At 73.6% G+C, this 19,485-nt stretch carries 14 protein-coding genes and 1 CRISPR repeat array (1 of these 15 only partly in view); of the genes, 1 reads left to right on the top strand and 13 read right to left on the bottom strand.

Features of this window, described 5'->3' with window-relative positions; all coding sequences use genetic code 11:
* Window positions 1-4,063: a CRISPR direct-repeat array (repeat unit 29 nt; unit sequence GTGTTCCCCGCATGCGCGGGGATGAGCCG) (it extends 1,641 nt beyond the left edge of the window).
* Between the two features lie 89 nt (window positions 4,064-4,152).
* Both ACK8OX_RS18315 and ACK8OX_RS18310 read right to left on the bottom strand, forming a co-directional pair.
* The gene (locus ACK8OX_RS18315; protein WP_430665675.1) at window positions 4,153-5,391 is read right to left on the bottom strand and encodes a Zn-dependent hydrolase; all 1,239 of its coding nucleotides are present in this window, start codon (window positions 5,389-5,391) and stop codon (window positions 4,153-4,155) included.
* A complete protein-coding gene (locus ACK8OX_RS18310) occupies window positions 5,388-6,557 on the bottom strand; it encodes a M20 aminoacylase family protein (RefSeq protein ID WP_430665674.1) in 1,170 nt (389 codons plus the stop codon). Before ACK8OX_RS18310 ends, ACK8OX_RS18315 begins: the two co-directional genes overlap by 4 nt.
* A 187-nt stretch (window positions 6,558-6,744) precedes the next feature.
* Here ACK8OX_RS18310 and ACK8OX_RS18305 point away from each other — a divergent pair, with 187 nt between their 5' ends.
* Complete coding sequence (locus tag ACK8OX_RS18305) at window positions 6,745-8,715, top strand: PhoX family protein (RefSeq protein WP_430665673.1); 1,971 nt, start codon at window positions 6,745-6,747, stop codon at window positions 8,713-8,715.
* A 170-nt stretch (window positions 8,716-8,885) separates the two neighbouring features.
* Here ACK8OX_RS18305 and ACK8OX_RS18300 read toward each other — a convergent pair whose 3' ends face one another.
* From ACK8OX_RS18300 to ACK8OX_RS18250, 11 genes are read right to left on the bottom strand one after another with little or no spacing between them, the layout of a single operon-like run.
* Complete coding sequence (locus tag ACK8OX_RS18300) at window positions 8,886-9,707, bottom strand: alpha/beta fold hydrolase (protein WP_430665672.1); 822 nt, start codon at window positions 9,705-9,707, stop codon at window positions 8,886-8,888.
* A gap of 24 nt (window positions 9,708-9,731) precedes the next feature.
* Entirely contained in the window at window positions 9,732-10,526 is a 795-nt protein-coding gene (locus tag ACK8OX_RS18295; RefSeq protein ID WP_430665671.1) for an ABC transporter permease, read from the bottom strand.
* On the bottom strand, window positions 10,523-11,470 hold the full coding sequence (locus tag ACK8OX_RS18290; RefSeq protein WP_430665670.1) for an ABC transporter permease: 948 nt from the start codon (window positions 11,468-11,470) through the stop codon (window positions 10,523-10,525). The genes ACK8OX_RS18295 and ACK8OX_RS18290 overlap by 4 nt, the downstream gene beginning before the upstream one ends.
* Entirely contained in the window at window positions 11,467-13,056 is a 1,590-nt protein-coding gene (locus ACK8OX_RS18285; RefSeq protein WP_430665669.1) for an ABC transporter substrate-binding protein, read from the bottom strand. The genes ACK8OX_RS18290 and ACK8OX_RS18285 overlap by 4 nt, the downstream gene beginning before the upstream one ends.
* A gap of 25 nt (window positions 13,057-13,081) precedes the next feature.
* Entirely contained in the window at window positions 13,082-13,831 is a 750-nt protein-coding gene (locus ACK8OX_RS18280) for a creatininase family protein (protein ID WP_430665668.1), read from the bottom strand.
* Window positions 13,832-13,833: 2 nt separating this feature from the next.
* The gene (locus tag ACK8OX_RS18275; RefSeq protein WP_430665667.1) at window positions 13,834-14,301 is read right to left on the bottom strand and encodes a RidA family protein; all 468 of its coding nucleotides are present in this window, start codon (window positions 14,299-14,301) and stop codon (window positions 13,834-13,836) included.
* Entirely contained in the window at window positions 14,298-15,218 is a 921-nt protein-coding gene (locus ACK8OX_RS18270; protein ID WP_430665666.1) for an NAD-dependent epimerase/dehydratase family protein, read from the bottom strand. Before ACK8OX_RS18270 ends, ACK8OX_RS18275 begins: the two co-directional genes overlap by 4 nt.
* A complete protein-coding gene (locus ACK8OX_RS18265) occupies window positions 15,215-16,189 on the bottom strand; it encodes an ABC transporter ATP-binding protein (protein ID WP_430665665.1) in 975 nt (324 codons plus the stop codon). The genes ACK8OX_RS18270 and ACK8OX_RS18265 overlap by 4 nt, the downstream gene beginning before the upstream one ends.
* Window positions 16,186-17,181: an ABC transporter ATP-binding protein gene (locus tag ACK8OX_RS18260; RefSeq protein WP_430665664.1), complete on the bottom strand. Its 996-nt coding sequence runs from the start codon at window positions 17,179-17,181 to the stop codon at window positions 16,186-16,188. Before ACK8OX_RS18260 ends, ACK8OX_RS18265 begins: the two co-directional genes overlap by 4 nt.
* Complete coding sequence (locus ACK8OX_RS18255) at window positions 17,178-18,329, bottom strand: mandelate racemase/muconate lactonizing enzyme family protein (RefSeq protein WP_430665663.1); 1,152 nt, start codon at window positions 18,327-18,329, stop codon at window positions 17,178-17,180. The genes ACK8OX_RS18260 and ACK8OX_RS18255 overlap by 4 nt, the downstream gene beginning before the upstream one ends.
* A complete protein-coding gene (locus tag ACK8OX_RS18250; protein WP_430665662.1) occupies window positions 18,326-18,997 on the bottom strand; it encodes a GntR family transcriptional regulator in 672 nt (223 codons plus the stop codon). The genes ACK8OX_RS18255 and ACK8OX_RS18250 overlap by 4 nt, the downstream gene beginning before the upstream one ends.
* Between the last annotated feature and the right edge of the window lie 488 nt (window positions 18,998-19,485).

Here is a 19,485-nt window from a genome sequence, read left to right as displayed (position 1 = left end):
CCGATGTGTGTTCCCCGCATGCGCGGGGATGAGCCGGTGACGCGGATGGGCGAGATGCAGATCACCAAGTGTTCCCCGCATGCGCGGGGATGAGCCGTGCTGGCGTGGGGTGACCCATTCGAGATTGCAGTGTTCCCCGCATGCGCGGGGATGAGCCGGAGAGGGAGGCGCTGCGCTTCGGCTATGACGCGTGTTCCCCGCATGCGCGGGGATGAGCCACCGACGGCTGTGGGTGGGGGAGAGCAACAGCCGTGTTCCCCGCATGCGCGGGGATGAGCCGACGCCTAGGAATTCGGCATGCGTGCCGAGTTCGTGTTCCCCGCATGCGCGGGGATGAGCCGCGCGCGTCTCATTCGACCGCGACACGATCCCGGTGTTCCCCGCATGCGCGGGGATGAGCCGCCCTGCTCATCCAGCAGGTTCGCCAGCAGGATGTGTTCCCCGCATGCGCGGGGATGAGCCGGACTTCTCTGGCCAGATCATCCGCATCCATGAGTGTTCCCCGCATGCGCGGGGATGAGCCGGTGATCGTGGGGCGCAGGCCGCCGACAATGGCGTGTTCCCCGCATGCGCGGGGATGAGCCGCAGCATGAACGCCCGCCCGCCCCCGTCGTCAGGTGTTCCCCGCATGCGCGGGGATGAGCCGCCGGTGTCCTGGGAAGCCGGGCGCGGCGATGAGTGTTCCCCGCATGCGCGGGGATGAGCCGTGCAGGCCGGCAACACGAACGCGGCTGCGGCGGTGTTCCCCGCATGCGCGGGGATGAGCCGCGCGGAGGGCAGCCCCGACAACATCACCAGCGGTGTTCCCCGCATGCGCGGGGATGAGCCGGCCACGACCGTCCTGCTGCCGACGCCGGGGTTGTGTTCCCCGCATGCGCGGGGATGAGCCGAGGTTGGTGGACATGGGGAGCGGGCTCCACTGGTGTTCCCCGCATGCGCGGGGATGAGCCGTGGACGCGCGGCGGATCAGAAGTCCGCCGCGTGTGTTCCCCGCATGCGCGGGGATGAGCCGTAACTAATGCTCACGCGGTCATTCGTAGTGGTGTGTTCCCCGCATGCGCGGGGATGAGCCGGCGCCGCCGATCAGTTCCGACCCCGCGGGGTCGTGTTCCCCGCATGCGCGGGGATGAGCCGGCTTTCCATCCGTGCCGACAAGCTCACCGCCAGTGTTCCCCGCATGCGCGGGGATGAGCCGGCGGAGACGGGGCCACTGACGCTCGCCCACTGGTGTTCCCCGCATGCGCGGGGATGAGCCGGCGCATGCCAAGGCTAACGACTATATGGGCAAGTGTTCCCCGCATGCGCGGGGATGAGCCGACGCGCGCGATGGCGCGTGCGCGCTCGGCCGTGTGTTCCCCGCATGCGCGGGGATGAGCCGCCAGTTCGGGTGCCCGGTCAAGCTGGTCATCAGTGTTCCCCGCATGCGCGGGGATGAGCCGTCATAGACCCATGTGTCCCCGGCGGCCGGGAAGTGTTCCCCGCATGCGCGGGGATGAGCCGAAGCCCTGATCCAGACGCGCCTTGCGGTGAGCGTGTTCCCCGCATGCGCGGGGATGAGCCGGCGTCACCGCGGAGGCCGTCGTCCCGGCATGGGTGTTCCCCGCATGCGCGGGGATGAGCCGACCCGCCCGACGTGCTGGTCTACGCCTCGCCCGTGTTCCCCGCATGCGCGGGGATGAGCCGGCGCCGTAGCCTTCTTCTCCGCGGCTTCATCAGTGTTCCCCGCATGCGCGGGGATGAGCCGGCCACGGTGACGCGGCTGATCGGCAACAGCGTGTGTTCCCCGCATGCGCGGGGATGAGCCGGTCGTGCCGCTCGGTGAAGTGCTGGCGTGGGGGTGTTCCCCGCATGCGCGGGGATGAGCCGATCGAGGGCCTGCGCCGCCACCTCGCGGCGCCGTGTTCCCCGCATGCGCGGGGATGAGCCGAGATACCACCGCCGTTCGGCGACCGTGCCGTCGTGTTCCCCGCATGCGCGGGGATGAGCCGTGGAACAGTGGCCCGCGCCACCCGGCGTCGAGGTGTTCCCCGCATGCGCGGGGATGAGCCGGTGGTGGTCAGCCCACCGGCCGCGAACACGCCGTGTTCCCCGCATGCGCGGGGATGAGCCGGCCATGCACGTTCAGGCCGGGCAGGCCGCGTTGTGTTCCCCGCATGCGCGGGGATGAGCCGCCCGGCTGAGATCAGTGGTGCAACCAGCCGCAGTGTTCCCCGCATGCGCGGGGATGAGCCGGCGCGCGAATTGCTCGCCGTGATGGGGCGGGCGTGTTCCCCGCATGCGCGGGGATGAGCCGCTGGCGGACGGCACGACCAAGGAATACAGATACGTGTTCCCCGCATGCGCGGGGATGAGCCGACGCCGAGCGCGGCCACGTTGCCGCCGATGATGTGTTCCCCGCATGCGCGGGGATGAGCCGCAGCGGTGCAGCTGCAGGCGGCGCTTGCGGAGGTGTTCCCCGCATGCGCGGGGATGAGCCGTCCTCAAGGAGGCGGTCTACGCCGCCGGCGGCGTGTTCCCCGCATGCGCGGGGATGAGCCGGCCTACGGGCTCGGCATGTGGTGGCTGCCGGAGTGTTCCCCGCATGCGCGGGGATGAGCCGGCCGCGATCGGCTACGGCCTCGCGGATCTCGAGTGTTCCCCGCATGCGCGGGGATGAGCCGGCGTCGCGGATGGTGTCGAGCGCGACCTGCGCGTGTTCCCCGCATGCGCGGGGATGAGCCGGCGCCGCCGCGCGAACGGTGGCTGACCGTCGAGTGTTCCCCGCATGCGCGGGGATGAGCCGGAAACCTACTGGCGGCAGGCCTGCCGCAACCTGTGTTCCCCGCATGCGCGGGGATGAGCCGATGGAGCGGCTCGGCCCGGAGGAATACGCCATGTGTTCCCCGCATGCGCGGGGATGAGCCGTAGCAATGTGCTACGCAGACCGCGCGGCGCCCGTGTTCCCCGCATGCGCGGGGATGAGCCGCGTTCGCCGCGGCGATCGGCGCCGAGGTCGAAGTGTTCCCCGCATGCGCGGGGATGAGCCGCCCTCGCCGCTGCGCGCGCCGCGTCAGGCCTCGTGTTCCCCGCATGCGCGGGGATGAGCCGACAACGCACCCACGCGCCCTGCGCCCGGAACGGTGTTCCCCGCATGCGCGGGGATGAGCCGGCGTCCCGCATATCGGCATCGCCGCGCGCGGCGTGTTCCCCGCATGCGCGGGGATGAGCCGGCCGGCGCCGATCGGCTGGCCTGGCTGCGCGCGTGTTCCCCGCATGCGCGGGGATGAGCCGGGCGGTCCTGCATCAGCCCGACCTCGTCGTTCGTGTTCCCCGCATGCGCGGGGATGAGCCGGTCGGCCACCGATTCGACGTGATGCTGCTGCTGTGTTCCCCGCATGCGCGGGGATGAGCCGGGTCGAACTGGACGCGCGCCACGGCATCGCCCGTGTTCCCCGCATGCGCGGGGATGAGCCGACGACGCTGATGGAGACCTACGCCGCGGTGTCGTGTTCCCCGCATGCGCGGGGATGAGCCGTCATATTCAGCATTCACCTGCCAATGCCGAGCGTGTTCCCCGCATGCGCGGGGATGAGCCGGTGACGGCGTGGTTCGCGGCGGCGGCCGACAGGTGTTCCCCGCATGCGCGGGGATGAGCCGTTCAGGGCGGTGCCGATCTTGGCGCCTTCCTGGTGTTCCCCGCATGCGCGGGGATGAGCCGGACGGCATGACGGCCGAGCGCGCGCGCGCCATGTGTTCCCCGCATGCGCGGGGATGAGCCGCCCTGCTGGCCGCGCTGCCGGCCGGGCCGGGCGTGTTCCCCGCATGCGCGGGGATGAGCCGGACGACACCCGCCCCGCCCACACTCCCGCGCCGTGTTCCCCGCATGCGCGGGGATGAGCCGATCTGCAGGGCGCGGGTCGCCTGCATCTCGTGGTGTTCCTCGCATGCGCGGGGATGAGCCGCGCGGCGCGCCGGCCGCGACCTCCACCCACGTGTGTTCCCCGCATGCGCGGGGATGAGCCGGCCGCATGGCGCGGATCACCATGGCGTCGGCCGTGTTCCCCGCATGCGCGGGGATGAGCCGAACATGCGCCACGCGGCCATCAGGTCGCGCGTGTGTTCCCCGCTGCCGCCCCGCACGAGCAGGGCCTGCGCCCGTGGGCCGCCGCGGGATCAGCCGGGTCCCTGCGTGAGCGTCCGGACCACCTCCAGCAGCACCTCCGCGCCCGCCACCAGGTCGGCTGGCTCGGTGTGTTCGCGCGGGTTGTGGCTGATGCCGCCGGCGCTGGGGACGAAGATCATCGCGGCGGGGCAGAGGCGGGCCATCATCTGCGCGTCGTGCCCGGCGCCCGAGGTCATCCGCCGGCAGCGCAGCCCGCGGCGGCGGGCGGCGTCCTCGATCAGCCGCACGATGCCCGCATCGAAGGTCACCGGCTCGAAGCGCGCCAGGCGCTCGACGGAGATCGTCACGCCTTCCATCTCCGCCAGTTCGTCCAGGTGGCGCACCAGCGCCACCTCCTCCGCCCGCAGCCGCACCTCGTCCGGGTCGCGCAGGTCCACGGTGAAGACCGCGCGGGAGGGGATGACGTTGATCGCGTTCGGCTCGAAGGACATGCAGCCCACCGTCGCCACCGTCGGCGAATTCCCGCGGGAGACGCGGTCGCGCAGGAAGGTCACCACCCGCGCGGCCGCATGGCCGGCATCGCGGCGCATGGACATCGGCGTGGTGCCCGCATGGTTGGCTTCCCCCCCGATCGTCACGCGCTGCCAGGAGATGCCCTGGAGGTTCTCCACCGCGCCGATCCGCGCGCCCTCGCGCTCCAGCACCGGGCCCTGCTCGATGTGGAGTTCCAGGTAGGCATGGGGGCGCAGGAAGCCGGGTTCGTGCGGACCGGCATGGCCGATGCGGGCAAGCTCCTCGCCGAGCACGGTGCCGTCGGTGCCGCGGGTGGCGAGCGCCTCCTCCACGCCGAGCCCGCCGGCATACACCAGCGAGCCCATCATGTCGGGCGCGTAGCGCACGCCCTCCTCGTTGGTGAAGGCCGCCACCGCGATCGGCCGCGCCGGCCTCGCGCCCGCCTCGCGCAGCGCCTGCACCACCTCAAGCCCGCCCAGCACGCCGTAGCAGCCGTCGTGGATGCCCGCATCGATCACCGTGTCGATGTGGGAGCCGAGCATCAGCGGCGCCGCGTCCTCAGCACCCGCCTGCCACAGGCCGAACAGGTTGCCGATGCGGTCCACCAGCACCTCCAGCCCCGCTTCCCGCATCCAGCCGGCCACGGCGTCCCGCCCCGCGCCGTCGGCATCCGAGGCGGCGAGGCGGGTCAGCCGGCCGTCGCCGTCGCGCCCGATGTCGCCGAGGGCCTTCAGACGGCCGAGCAGGCGTCCGGCGTCGATGCGGGGGTCGGTCATGGCTGGCTCTCGCGAAGGGGCAGGCGGTCGCGCACGATCTGGACGAACCAGTCGATGCCGTGGGGCAGCGCGTCGTCGTTGAAGTCGTATCCGGGGTTGTGCAGCGGCTTCGACGCCTCGCCATTGCCGATGAAGGCGAAGCAGCCCGGCGCGTGCTGCAGGAACCGCGCGAAGTCCTCCGAGCCCGTGTTCGGCTCCGCCGCCTCGGCGACGTTCGCCTCGCCCACCACCGTCCGCGCCGCGGCCAGCGCCGCCGCGGCCGCGGCCGGGTCGTTGATGGTGGGCACGAATTCGCGCGTGTAGGTGACGTCGCAGGCCAGTTCGTAGGCGGCCGCGGTGCCGGCGGCGATGCGGCGCAGCTCCGCCTCGATGGTGGCGCTCACCTCGGGGCGGAAGCTGCGGGCATCGCCCAGGACCCGCGCCGTGCCGGGCAGGGCGTTGCGCGTGCCGTCGGTCAGCAGCTCGGTCACCGAGACGACGGCCGTGTCGGTCGGCGCCACGCGGCGGGAGACGACCGTCTGCAGGTTCAGCACGAGCGCACAGGCGGCCACCAGCGCCTCGCGCCCCTGCTGAGGGCGCGAGGCATGCCCGCCGAGGCCGCGCAGCACGACCTCGAAATTGTCCTCGGCCGACATCACGGCGCCGGCCCGCGTGCGGAAGGCGCCGACCGGCAGGCCGGGCTGGTTGTGCAGCCCGTAGATCTCATCGAAGGGGAAGCGGTCCAGCAACCCGTCTTCCAGCATGGCCAGCGCGCCCCTGCCCCATTCCTCGGCGGGCTGGAAGACGAAGCGGACGGTGCCGTCGAAGCCGCCCCCGGCGGCCAGGATGCGGGCCGCGCCGAGCAGCATGGTGGTGTGCCCGTCATGGCCGCAGGCATGCATCACGCCATGGGTCCGCGACCGGTGGGGAAGGTCCGACGCCTCCGGGATGCGGAGCGCGTCCATGTCCGCCCGCAGCGCGACGGAGCGGTTGCCGCTGCCCCGCCGCAGGGTGGCCACCACGCCGGTCCCGCCGACGCCCTCGGCGACATCCGCGATGCCGAAGGCGCGCAGGCGTTCCGCCACCAGGCGGGCCGTGCGGTGTTCCTCGAAGCCGAATTCGGGATGGGCGTGGAAGTCGCGGCGCCAGGCGCGCAGCTCGGCCCGGAAGGCGTCGTCGGGCGTCATCTCTGTCCTTTCGGTCGCCGTGGCGGAGGGAAGGGGCCTCCTCGATACCCCAGTTCGGGCCGGCCATCACGGCCCCCAGTGCGGCGGGGCCGGCGGCGCGGCCCGGGATCATCGCCCTGACACCGAAGTGTCATCGGCGTTTCGCCTCTCCCCGCTATGCGTCGCGGCGACATCAAGGATGGCAACGATGCCCGGAAGCCCGCCCCCCGGCGACCACCCCCCCGAGATCGAGGACATCGGCAGCAACCCCGCCCCCCGCATGCCCATCGGCGAGGTGGTCGGAAGCCGCATGTCGCGCCGGGCCGCGCTGCTCGGCGTCGGGGCCGCGGCGCTGGCCGACCGGCTCCTCGCCGAGGTCGGGCCGGCGCTTGCGCAGGTTGCCGTCCCGGCGGAGGGCGGGCCGTCCAGCCTCGGCTTCCGGGAGTTGTCGCACGGCATGGCGCAGCGCGACGCGGTGGCGGAGGGCTACGAGGTCCAGACCCTGATCCGCTGGGGCGACCCGGTGCTGCCCGGGGCGCCAGCCTGGAACCCCGGGGCGCAGGCGCCGGACGCGCAGGCGGGCCAGTTCGGCTACAACAACGACTTCCTCGATTTCCGCCCGCTGCCGCAGGGTTCCGGCGCGTCCGACCACGGGCTGCTCGTGGTGAACCACGAATACACCGACACGCAGCTGATGTTCCCCGGCATCGGCGCGGGCCGCGGCGGCCGCCTGCGCGCGACGGCGGAGCAGTCCCGCATCGAGTGGCTGGCGCACGGGCTGTCGGTGATCGAGATCCGCAAGGAGGGCAACCGCTGGTCCGTCGTGCCGGGCAGCCGCCATGCGCGGCGCATCACGGCGGAGACGGAGATGCGCGTCTCCGGCCCCGCCGCCGGGCACGAGTTGCTGAGGACCGGCGCCGACCCCACCGGCACGCGCGTGCGCGGCACGCTGAACAACTGCGCCGGCGGCAACACGCCCTGGGGCACCGTCCTCAGCGCCGAGGAGAACTTCAACCAGTATTTCGGCGGCGAGGCCGCGCGCAGCGGCGCGCAGGCCGCAAGCTATCGCCGCTACGGCATCCTGCCCGAGGCGACCTATGGATGGGCCCGCTTCGACGGCCGCTTCGACCTCGACAAGGAACCGAACGAGCCGAACCGCTTCGGCTGGGTGGTCGAATTCGATCCCTACGATCCCGCCTCGGTGCCGGTGAAGCGCACCGCGCTCGGCCGCTTCAAGCACGAGGGCGCGACCCATGCCGTCAGCCATGACGGCCGCGTGGTGTTCTATTCCGGCGACGACGAACGCTTCGACTACGTCTACAAGTTCGTCACCGCGCGCCCCTGGAACCCGCATGACCGGGCCGCCAACCGCGACCTGCTGGACGACGGCACGCTGTTCGTCGCGCGCTTCCACGACGACGGCCGCGTGGAGTGGCTGCCGCTGGTGCACGGGACGGGCCCGCTGACCGAGGCGAACGGCTTCCGCAGCCAGGCGGAGGTGCTGGTCGACACCCGCCGCGCCGCCGACCTGCTGCAGGCGACGCCGATGGACCGCCCGGAGGATGTGGAGGCCAACCCCGCCAATGGCCGCGTCTACGTGATGCTGACCAACAACGAACGCCGCACCGCGCAGCAGGTCAGCCGCGTCAATCCGCGCGCCGCCAACATCCACGGCCATGTCATCGAGATCATCCCCCCCGGCGCCGGCACGCCCGCGGTGGACCACGCGGCGCCCGAGGGCCGGTGGGAGGTGTTCCTGATGGCCGGCAAGCCGGGCGTGGACGCCGGCGCGCGCTACCATCGCGCCACCAGCGACCAGGGCTGGCTGTCCTGCCCCGACAACTGCGCCTTCGACGCCAAGGGCCGCATCTGGATCGCCACCGACGGCGCGCCGGCGGCGGCCGGTGTGGCGGACGGCCTCTATGCCGCCGACACCGCCGGCCATGGCCGCGCGCTGACGCGGCTGTTCTACCGGGCACCGACCGGCGCCGAGGTCTGCGGCCCCTGCTTCACGCCCGATGGCCGCACGCTGTTCCTCGCGGTCCAGCATCCCGGCGACGACGCCGGCTCGACCTTCGAGCGCCCGTCCACCCGCTGGCCGGACTTCGCCGAGGGCGTGCCGCCGCGGCCTTCGGTGATCGCCATCGTGAAGAAGGACGGCGGCGAGATCGGCAGCTGAGCAGCGCCGGTCTAATACTGACCGGCGTGAATGCTGACACATTCACGCCCCTCAGACACCGGGCGGGCCGCATCCGCGGCCCTTGGCTTCGCCGCAGATGCGGCGGCCGCCATCCGGCGGCTCGGCGGGCTTCGCCCGCCGCCATCGGATCACCTTCAACGCCGGCCGGTCTAAGGCGCCGCGGGCGCCTCGATCCGCCGCAGGAAGTCCAGCACCGCCGCGTTGAAGCGTTCCGGCTGTTCCATCGCGACGGAGTGGCCCGCATCGACGATCGGGACGATCTCGGCATGCGGGACGTGCCGCAGCCAGGCCGCCATCAGCGCGGGCGGGGCGAGGAGGTCCGCGCTGGCGGTGATGGCGAGCATCGGCGTGCGGATGGCGGCGATCTTGGCCAGGGTGTTCGGCGTACGCAGCGGCTGCGCCGCCGCCCCGTGCTGCCGCGCGCCTTCCTGCGCCCGCGCCCAGGCCGCGACACGCCCGGGATGCAGGGCGCGGAAGGAAGGGCCGATCTCGCGCAGGATCTCGGGCAGGCTGGTGAAGCCGGGGACGGAGATGTTGCGGACAAGCTGCTCCATCTCCGGGTCCGAGAATGCGCCGCTGCTGGCCGCCACGACCAGGCTGCGCAGCGTCTCCGGGCGCCAGGGCGCGTAGTCCAGCGCCGCGAAGCCGCCGCCGGCGATGCCGAGGAGGTGGAAGGGCGGCAGGCGGAGGTGGTCGGCCAGCGCGGCCAGGTCCTCGGCGATGCTGCCGGGCTGCGGGCCGCCCAAGGGGTCCGCCACGCTCTCGCCCCAGCCGCGCCGGTCGAAGGCGATGACGCGGTAGCCCGCCGCGGCGAAGGGGCCGAACTGCGCCGCCCAGCTTGCGCTGGTGCCGGTATTCGCGTGCAGCAGGACGAGCGGCGTGCCGCCGCCGCCGCTGTCGCGGTAGGCGAGCGTCACGCCCGGCAGGCGCGCGTGCCGGATCCCGGGCAGGGCATCGGTCTCGCCGGGCATGACACCGTCTCCTTCCATTGCGCGCTAGCCCCGGCCCTGGAGCCCGCGGCCGAGCAGCAGCGCGGCGAGGGATGCGACCAGCAGCGCAAGCCCGGGGAAGATCGCCAGCCAGGGCGCGACCGTCAGGTAGTTGCGGCTTTCCTGCAGACTCGCCCCCCAGTCCGGCGTCGGCGGCGGCACGCCGAGGCCGAGGAAGCCCAGCGCCGCCTGGATCTGCAGCGCCAGCGGGAACAGGATGACGCATTGCAGCAGCACGGTCGGCGCCACGTTCGGCGCGACATGCCGCAGCAGCACCGCCCATTCGCCGTGGCCCAGCGCGCGCGCCGCCTCCACATAGGGCCGCGCCGCCTCGCCCAGCGCGGCGGCGCGGGCGATGCGGAAGAACACCGGCGCGTAGATGATGCCGAGCGCGAGGACCAGGTTGGCCGCGCCCGGCCCCAAAGTCGCGGCAACGACCACGCCCAGGATGATCGGCGGGAAGGCCAGCAGCGCATCCGCCCCGCGGGAGAGCGCCATGTCGCCCAGCCGGCCGAAGAAGCCCGCCATCGCCCCGGTGACGCCGCCGATCGCGGCCGCCAGCAGCACCGCCGCGCCGACGATGCCGAGCGTGGTGCCCGCGCCGTGGATCACGCGCGCATAGACGTCGCGCCCCGTCTCGTCCGTGCCGAACCAGTTGGCGGCGGAAGGCGGGGCCAGGCGCCGCGCCACGTCCACCTGGTCCGCCGCACCGGCGAACAGGCCGGGCGCCACCGCCACCAGCAGCAGCAGCGCGGTTAGCACCAGGCCCGCGGCCTGTTCGAGGCGCGCGCGCCGCATCATGCCCCGCGCACCCGCGGGTCGATCGCCGCATAGAGCAGGTCGACCAGCATGTTGACCAGCAGCGCAACCAGCACGGCCGCCAGCAACGCGCCCTGCAGCACCGGGTAGTCCCGCGCCTGGATCGCCGCCAGCAGCGTCCGGCCGAGGCCGGGGATGGCGAACAGCGTCTCCACCACCACCACCCCGCCCAGGATCTGCACCAGGATCACGCCCGCGAAGGTGACCAGCGGGATGGCGACGTTGCGCAGCAGGTGGCGCCCGTAGACCACGCGCGCCGGCAGCCCGCGGGCGATGGCGGCGCGCAGGAAGTCCTGCCGCATCACCAGCGCGGTCTGCTGCCGCGCGAACTGCGCGTAGGCGGCCGCCTGCAGCAGCGCGAGCGCCGCCACCGGCAGGGCGATGCTTTCCAGGTTGTCGGGCAGGCTCTCGCCCGGGCCCGCATAGATCAGCGGCGGCGACCAGCCGAGCCAGCCGCCGGCCGCGATCAGCAGCACCATGCCGGTCCAGAACACCGGGGCCGACAGCGCCACCAGCGAGAAGGCCTCCACCAGCAGGTCCGCGACGCTGCCCTGCCTGACCCCCGCGAGGATGCCGAGCGGCACGCCGACGACGAGCGCGATGGCCAGCGTCACCAGCCCGATCTGGAGGGTGACGAGGAAGGCCTCCCCCACGATGCCCGCCACCGGCAGGCCCTGCCGCCAGGAGGTGCCGAGGTCGCCCCGCAGCACGTCGCCCGCCCAGCCGAGATATTGCAGCCACAACGGGCGGTCGAGGCCGAAGAAGGCGCGCAGCGCGGCCTCGGCCGCCGGGTCGCCGGCGCTCTGGCCCAGCATCTCGCCCACGGCGTCGCCGGGCACGGCGCGGATCAGCAGGAAGACGGCGGCGGTGGAGAGCACCGCCGTCACCGCCGCCGCGCCGGCCCGCTGGGCGAGCGCCGCGATCACGCCGCGATCCAGGCCCGGGCCAGGCCGAACCACCAGCCGGTCGGGTGCTGCGCGTAGTTGCGCACCCGCGCCTGCGTCACCGTCACCAGGTTCGGCGAGAAGAGCAGGACGGACGGCACCGTCTCGCTCATCAGCTTCTGGAGGTCCACGTAGATGCGGCGGCGCGCCGCCGGGTCTGCCGTCTCCATCCCCTGGTCCAGCAGCCGGTCGGCATCGGCATTGGCCCAGTTCCGGAAGTCCGCGCCCTGCGGCGGGCTGCGGAAGTGCCGGTAGTAGAGGATGTGCGGGTCGGGCTGGGTGCCCCAGTCGTTGAAGGTGAAGCGCATGTTGCGCGTGCGGAAGGCGTTGAGCCACACGCCCAGCTCCACGCGCTGGATGTTCAGCCGGATGCTGACGCGCTGGAGCTGCTGCGCGATGGTCACCGCGGCCGGATCCATCCACTCGAAGCCGATGATGCTGACGAGGTCGAGGTTGAAGCCGCCGGCATGGCCCGCCTCGGCCAGCAGGGCGCGGGCGCGGTCGAGGTCGGGGCGCTGCGTCGCCAGCTGGTCGAAGGGCGCGCCCCAGCTGTCCTGCATCGCCGCGACGGTGGTGCCGAGCACGGTGCCGTGGCCGCCGATCGCGGCCTGCATGATCGCCTCCTTGTCGAGGGAGAGGGCGATCGCCCTGCGCACGCGCACGTCGCGCAGCTGCGCGTGGTTGCCGTCGAGGTCGAGCGAGCATTGCCGCAGCGACGGCGCGGTGCCGATGTTGAGGCCCGGCACGTCGCGCAGCTGTTCGGCATCCTGCGGGCGCGGCAGCAGCGCGACGTCGGCGCGGCGGTTGCGCAGCGCGACCAGCAGGCTGGCCGCGTTCGGCTGCACGCTGAACAGGATGTTGTCGAGATAGGGCTGGCCCTGTTCCCAGTACTGCGGGAAGCGCGCCATGCGGATGTGGCTCTGCGGGCGGAACTCGGCCAGGCGGAAGGGGCCGGTGCCGACCGACTGCTGCGACAGGCGCGTCCGGGCCTCGGGCTGGGCGAAGGTGTTGCGCGGGACGACGCAGCCGAAGCGGTTGGTCAGCGTCATCGGCAGCGACGCGTTGGGCCGCGACAGGCGGATCACCACCGTGTGGTCGTCGGGCGTCGCGATCTCGGCGATGGTGCCGAAATCGGCGGCGCCCGGGCTGCCGTTCGATGCGTCGCGGATGTAGTCGTAGCTGTACTTGACGTCGGCCGAGGTCATCGGCTGGCCGGTGTGGAACACCACGTTGCGCCGCAGGCGGAAGGTGTAGGTCAGCCCGTCGGGCGAGATCTCCATCGCTTCCGCCAGCAGCGGCCGCGCCTCGCCCGACGGGTGCTCGTACATCAGGCCCTGGTACATCAGCACCGTCACCGCGGTCCGCGCGTCCCCCGCCTGGTGGAAGGGGTCGAGGTTCGGCGGTTCGTTCGCGATGGCGACGGTCAGCGTGCCGCCGCGCCGCGCCTGCGGGTCCGCGGGGCCGTAGAAGTCGGCGGCCGCTCCTTGCGCGCGGGACAGGCCGGGGGCCGCGAACAGCCCGGCGGTGCCGAGCAGCGCGGCGCGGCGGCCGATGGTGGGTGTCCACATGGTTCGTTCTCCCTCGTCGTCGTTGTCAGCGGGCCAGGAAGGCGTGCAGGAAGGTGACGGTGCGCGCCACCGCGGTGCCGATGATGTCCTCCCCGGCTTCCGCGTTGGCCAGGCGCGCATCGCCGAAGACGCCGTTGCGCGTCTGCCGGTCGAAGGGGATCGGCACCTGCAGGAAGAAGGGCTGTTCGTTGGTGCCGAGGGGCAGGTCGAGCGCGACCATCTCGCCCGGCGCCAGCGCGTCGCGCCGCACCAGTTCGGGCGCGACCGCCAGCGCGACAGAGGTCTCGACCTCGCAGGCATGGCCGAAGCGCGGGGTCCTGCCATGCGCCTTCACCCGGTCCGCGGCCTGCTGGAAGTAGAAGGCCACCGCCGCCTGCATCCCAACCTCGTAGAGGATGCGCGACGCCGCGACGCCCAGCGCCTGGGTGTTGCCGTTGTGGCCGTTCACCAGCAGCAGGTGCGTCACGCCATGCGCCTTCATGCTGCGCGCCACGTCCGCGCAGGCGTCGAGGAAGGTGCGTTCGGAGAAGGTGACGGTGCCGGCAAAGCCCATGTGGTGCTGCGACAGTCCGAAGGGCAGCGGCGGCAGAACCACCGCGACCGGCCCCATCGCCTCCGCGATGCGCTGCGCGACGCGGTGGGCGATCACGGTGTCGGTCGCCATGTTGAGGTTGGGGCCGTGCTGTTCCGTGGCGCCGACCGGCAGCAGGGCCAGGCGCGGCTTCGCGGCGGCGAATTCCAGCGTCGTCATCTCGGCCAGTTCGAGCCAGGCCATGGTCAGGCGTCCTTCAGCGCGAAGACGAATTCGATCTCGACCGGCACGTTGCGCGGCAGCATCGCGACGCCGACGGCGCTGCGCGCATGGCGCCCCGCCTCGCCGAAGACGCGCCCGAGCAGGCCGGACGCCGCGTCGATGACCTTCGGCTGTTCGACGAAGCCGGTGGCGGAGGCGACGAATCCCGTGACCTTCACCGCCCGCGCCACGGCGTCGAGCGAGCCCAGTGCGCCCCGCAGCACCGCGAGAGCCTGCAGCGCGCAGAGTTCCGCCGCGCGGCGGCCATCCTCGACCCCGACGCCCGCGCCGAGCTGCCCGAGCACCGGCAGCGACCCGTCCGCCGCGCGGGGCAGCTGGCCGCTGATCCAGACCAGCCCGCCATGCACCACCGCCGGGACGTAGTCGAAGGCCGGCGGCGGGTAGGGCGGCAGCGTGATGCCGAGTTCGGCGAGCCTGGCTTCGTGGCTCATGATGGTGTCCCCCTCGCTTCCGCAAGCGTGTCGTCGAGAATCCTCGCCAGCCCCCGGCCCGGCGCCCAGCCGAGCGCGCGCAGCCGCGCCTCGTCCACCAGCGGGAAGGCGGCCGGCGCCGGTCGCGGCACCGCCTCGATCCGGGGCGACAGCGCCGCGGCGATGGCGGGCAGGCTGGTGGTCAGGCCGGCCATGTTCAGCACCCGCGGCGGGCCGCGCAGCGCCGCGAGCAGCAGGATCGCCTCCGCCGCGTCGTCGCCATGCACCACGTCGAAGGCGGCGTCCGGCACCTCCTCGCGCAGGGCCGCGCCGCTGGCGGCCGCGCGCAGCATCCGCGCATAGGCCCCGGCCGCGCCCGCGTACCAGCGCCCCGGCCCGAAGACGAGCGGCAGGCGCAGCGTCACCACGTCGAGCCCGAGCGCGACCTCGGCCCAGGCCGCGGCCTGTTCGGCCATCAGCTTGGTGAGGCCGTAGGCGGTCCGCGGCGCGGGGGGCGCATCCTCCCCCACGCGCGGGGCGGCGTAGAGCGAGGCGGGTCCGTAGACGACGGTCGACCCGCACTGCACCACCCGCGCCACCCCCGCCGCGGCACAGGCGCCGAGCAGCGCGGCGAAGGCCCCCGCATTCACCGCGACCGCGCGCGCCAGGTCCAGCTGCGCGGTCTGCGCCAGGCCGTCGCCACCCGGGTTGTGCCCGGCGGCCCAGACCACCGCATCGGGGCGGAAGGCCGAGAGCGCCGCGTCGAGCGCGCCGCGATCCTCCGCGCCGCCCTCGAAGCGCGCGATGCCGAGCCCGGCCGCGAGGTCGCGCCCCGCCGGGCCGAAGCTGGCGCAGGCGATGCCGCGCGCCGCCGCCGCCCGCAGCACGCGGCTGCCGACGAAGCCGCCCCCGCCCACCACCAGAAGACGCCCCGTCATGGCATCACCACCTCGTCGCGGATGCAGGCGGCGCGCCGCCCGGGCGCCACCTCGCGCAGCGCCGGCACCACCTCGGCGCAGGCGGGCAGGGCGGCGGGGCAGCGGGTGCGGAAGACGCAGCCGCTCGGCGGCGCCGCGGGGCTCGGGATCTCCCCCCGCAGCACGATGCGCGGGCCCCGCGCCCGCCCGGGCCGCGCCGGGGAGGCCGAGAGGAGCGCGCGGGTGTAGGGATGCCGCGGGTCGCGGAACAGGGCGGATGCCGGCCCCTCCTCCATCACCCGCCCGAGATAGAGCACCGCGACCCGGTCACAGAGCGCCCGCACCGCGCCGAGGTCGTGCGAGACGAACAGCATCGCCAGCTGCCGCTCCGCCCGCAATTCGCGCAGCAGGGCCAGGATCTCCGCCCCCACCGACACGTCGAGCGCCGAGACCGGCTCGTCCGCCACCAGGAACTCCGGCTCCACCGCCAGCGCCCGCGCGATGGCCACGCGCTGCCGCTGCCCGCCCGACAGGGCGCGGGGCGGGCGCGCCATGGCTTCCGGCGGAAGCCCGACGCGCGCCAGCAGCGCCGCCGCACGCTCCCGCGCCTCGGCGCGCGGTGCGATGCCGTGCAGGACGATGCCCTCCGCCACCGCGGCGCCGATCGCGAGCCGCGGGTTCAGGCTGCCGAAGGGGTCCTGGAACACCATCTGCATCCGCCGCCGCAGCGGCCGCAGCGCCGCGCGGTCGAGCGCGGTGATGTCGCGCCCGTCGAAGGCGACGCGTCCGGCGGTCGGCCGCAGCAGGCGCAGCAGCATCCGCCCGACGGTGGACTTGCCGCTCCCGCTCTCCCCCACCAGGCCCAGCGCCTCGCCCCGCGCGATGGCGAGATCCACCCCCGCCACCGCGCGCACGGCGGCGCGGCGCGGGGCGAACAGGGTGGGCCCGCCGAATTCCATGCGCAGGTCCTGCGCCTCGACCAGCGCGGTCATGCGACCTCCGCCCAGCGCAGGCAGCGGCTGGCGCGGTCCGGCGCGACCTCCAGCATCGGCACCGGCGCTTCCCGGCAGGCCGGCGCGGCCAGCGCGCAGCGATCGGCGAAGCGGCAATGCGGGACGGGCCGAAGCGGGCTCGGCATCCGGCCGGGGATGCCGCGGGGCGGCGGGGCGCCCTCATTCTCCAGCTCCGGCACGCAGTCGAGCAGGGCGCGGGTGTAGGGATGCCGTGGGGCGGACAGCACCGCGGCAGCCGGCCCCTGTTCCACCACCTGGCCCGCATAGAGCACGGCGATGCGGTGGGCGAGGCCCGCCACCAGGCCAAGGTCGTGGCTGACGAAGATCATCGCCATGCCGTCCCGCGCCTGCAGGTCCTGCAGCAGCTCCACGATCTGCGCCTGGATGGTGACGTCGAGCGCCGTCGTCGGCTCGTCGGCGATCAGCAGGCGCGGCTGGCCGGCCAGCGCCAGGGCGATCACCGCGCGCTGGCGCATCCCGCCCGAGAGCTGGTGCGGGTATTCGCCGGCGCGGCGCGCCGGATCGGGGATGCCGACGCGCTCCAGCAGCGCGACAGCGCCCTCCGCGGCGGCGCGGCGCGTGGCGCCGTTCAGGTGGCGCAGCGTCTCGGCGATCTGGTCGCCCACCGGGAAGACCGGGTCGAGCGCGCTGCCCGGGTCCTGGAACACCACCGCGATGTCGCGCCCGCGCAGCCGGCGCAGCGGCTCTCCCCGCAGGGTTGCCAGGTCCACCTCGGCCCCCTCCCGCGTCGTCCAGGCAAGCCGCCCGGTCACGCGCACCTCGGGCCCGTGCAGCCGTGCCACGGCCATGGCGGTGGCGGACTTGCCGCTGCCGCTCTCCCCGACCAGGGCCAGGGTCTCGCCGGGGGCGAGGGCGAAGGACACGTCCTCCGCGGCCCGCAGCCAGTCCTTCCCGCCGGGGAAGGCGACCGACAGGCCCTCGGCCCGCAGCAGGGGCGCGGTGCCGCTCACCGCGGTCGGAAGCGCGCAAGCGCCGCGCGGTCGGGCTCCACGCCGAGGCCGGGCGTGGTCGGCACCGGGATGACGCCCCGAACCGGGCGGAGCGGCGCGACCAGGATGTCCTCGCGCAGCGGGTTGTCGGCGACGTCGTACTCGACCCAGGGCGGGTCGGCCTCGTTCACCGTGGCGGGGTAGGGGGGATGCGCGGCCACCAGGTGCACGGCCGCCGCCAACCCGAGCCCGCTGCCCCAGACATGCGGCGACAGGCGCGCATGGCGCAGCGTGCAGAGCTGCGAGATCAGCCGCCCCTGGCTCAGCCCGCCCACCAGGGCGAGGTCCGGCTGCGCCACATCCATCGCCCGCGGCGCGAGCAGCCGGTCGAAGGCGAAGGCGGTGTAGAGCGCCTCCCCGGTCGCGACGGGGATCGTCGCCCGGGCATGCAGCAGGCGGTAGCCCTCCTCCTCGGCCGGGGCGAGGGGTTCCTCGAACCAGCCGACCTCCAGCGCCTCGATCGCGCGCATCGAGGCCAGGACCTGGTCGAGCGTGTAGTTGCCGTTGGCGTCGACGAAGATGCGCATCCCGGGGCCATGCGCGTCCCGCACCATCCGCACGCGCGCCGCATCGTCCGCGGCGCCGCGGCCGATCTTGATCTTGCATGCGGGGAAGTCCGCGAAGCGCGGCAGCTGGCTTTCGAGCCCGCGCGCGGGATCGGCCGTGAAGTAGCCGCCCGAGGCGTAGCATGCCACCTCCTCCCGCGCGCGGCCGCCGAGCAGGGCATGGACCGGCAGGCCGAGTTCCTTGCCGAGCGCATCATGGACCGCGATGTCGATGCCCGAGAGCAGCGCCATCAGGCCGTTCTGGACGCCGAAATGGTAGTTCTGCGCGATCAGCCCGTGGAACAGCGCCGCATGGTCGGTCAGCCGCGCGCCGCGCCAGCGCGTCTCCACCATCTCGAGATAGGCGGCGGGGAAGGCGGGTGGGCCCCAGGCCTCGCCCCAGCCGGTGATGCCGGTGGTGGTCTCGATCTCGACGATGGTGGCGCCGCGCGCGGCCGTCAGCCCGCGCGCCATGCCGTAGGCGTGGCTGTCCGGCATCGTGTGGACCACCGGATGCAGGCGGATGCGGGCGATGCGCGCGGTGGTGTCGGTCTGCATGGTCATGGCAGCAGGCGCTCCCGCGATCCTTCGAGATGGGCGGTCATGGCGGCTTCGGCGGCGGCGGGGTCGCCGGCTTCCAGCGCCCGCAGCAGGCGCTCATGCTCGGCGGCTGTCGCCTCGGCGCCGGTCTGCACGGCGAGGTAGAGGCGCGAGACGTGGATCTGCGCGTTCAGCGCCGCGAGGGCCTGGCGCGCGGGCGCATTGCCGGCGGCCTCGGCGATGGTGTCGTGGAAGCTCTCATCCGCGGCCGCGTGGGCGTGGTGGCGCTGCCAGGGACCGCTCCGCACCTCCGGCGCCATCGCCGCCATTGCCTGTCGCAGACGGTCGAGGTGGTCCGCCCCGATGCGCGTCGCCGCCTGCGCGGCCAGCCAGGGCTCGACCCGCAGGCGCGTGGCGAAGAGATCCCGCAGGAAGCCGGCATCGGGCAGGGGGGCGACCGAGAAGCCGAGGAACGCCTCGTTCCGCACCAGGCCGCGTGCCGCGAGAGCAGCCAGCGCCTCCCGCAGAGGTGAGGAGCTGACGCCCAGCTGGCGCGCCAGGGCATCGATGTTGAGCCGGGCCCCGGGCGCGAGGTCCCGGTCCATGATCCGCTCCAGGAGGCGGGCGCGAACCTGTTCGGCCAGTCCGATCCTGGCGAGGCCAGGGCGCGAGGCGGGTCGTGCATCCTGCATCGTGCGCGATTCTACCGAGTGGTAGACGGTGCGGCAAGGTGGACGTGGGGCACGCTGCGTGGAACCGAGGCGAGCATCTTTGCGGAGTGGGTCACGGCGTGACTGAGGGAACCTTCCCGCCGGGTCGCGATGCTGCCCTCGGAGGCCCCTCGTTCCGGCCGCCTTGCCTGCGTCATAAGCGGAAGGGATGGGCGGAGATGGGGACGGCCGACGGATTCCGGCCTTCCTGGCATTCCGGTGCGTCAAGGGCGATGGGCGGGATGCAGCCATGTCATGCGCATGTCATCGGCGTGTTGACGGCCGCCGCCGAGGGGCATAGAAAGCGCCCACCACGACGGGCCGGTTGGTCAGTCTGGTTCTGCCGGAAGGCGGGGTTGCGCTGGGTGGTGAAAGCCACTATCTGCCGCGTCCCGCAGAAACGGCGGGTCGATCCGATCACCTTCCGAGGTGGTGCCCGTTGTCGGTAATCCGGCTCGGGGCTCCGGGTC

Origin of the sequence: Falsiroseomonas sp. CW058 (assembly GCF_050563535.1) — a bacterium.
In the GTDB taxonomy this organism is placed as follows: domain Bacteria; phylum Pseudomonadota; class Alphaproteobacteria; order Acetobacterales; family Acetobacteraceae; genus Falsiroseomonas.
Note: the sequence above shows the minus strand (reverse complement) of the source record. Positions and strands in the feature narration are given on the sequence as shown.

Bases quoted from the DNA above. Each gene is read 5' to 3' on its own strand.
- ACK8OX_RS18275 (WP_430665667.1), bottom strand. From the start codon at position 14,301: ATGAGCCACGAAGCCAGGCTCGCCGAACTCGGCATCACGCTGCCGCCC.
- ACK8OX_RS18300 (WP_430665672.1), bottom strand. From the start codon at position 9,707: ATGCCCGGCGAGACCGATGCCCTGCCCGGGATCCGGCACGCGCGCCTG.
- ACK8OX_RS18315 (WP_430665675.1), bottom strand. From the start codon at position 5,391: ATGACCGACCCCCGCATCGACGCCGGACGCCTGCTCGGCCGTCTGAAG.
- ACK8OX_RS18310 (WP_430665674.1), bottom strand. From the start codon at position 6,557: ATGACGCCCGACGACGCCTTCCGGGCCGAGCTGCGCGCCTGGCGCCGC.
- ACK8OX_RS18265 (WP_430665665.1), bottom strand. From the start codon at position 16,189: ATGACCGCGCTGGTCGAGGCGCAGGACCTGCGCATGGAATTCGGCGGG.
- ACK8OX_RS18295 (WP_430665671.1), bottom strand. From the start codon at position 10,526: ATGATGCGGCGCGCGCGCCTCGAACAGGCCGCGGGCCTGGTGCTAACC.
- ACK8OX_RS18250 (WP_430665662.1), bottom strand. From the start codon at position 18,997: ATGCAGGATGCACGACCCGCCTCGCGCCCTGGCCTCGCCAGGATCGGA.
- ACK8OX_RS18255 (WP_430665663.1), bottom strand. From the start codon at position 18,329: ATGACCATGCAGACCGACACCACCGCGCGCATCGCCCGCATCCGCCTG.
- ACK8OX_RS18285 (WP_430665669.1), bottom strand. From the start codon at position 13,056: ATGTGGACACCCACCATCGGCCGCCGCGCCGCGCTGCTCGGCACCGCC.
- ACK8OX_RS18305 (WP_430665673.1), top strand. From the start codon at position 6,745: ATGCCCGGAAGCCCGCCCCCCGGCGACCACCCCCCCGAGATCGAGGAC.
- ACK8OX_RS18270 (WP_430665666.1), bottom strand. From the start codon at position 15,218: ATGACGGGGCGTCTTCTGGTGGTGGGCGGGGGCGGCTTCGTCGGCAGC.
- ACK8OX_RS18280 (WP_430665668.1), bottom strand. From the start codon at position 13,831: ATGGCCTGGCTCGAACTGGCCGAGATGACGACGCTGGAATTCGCCGCC.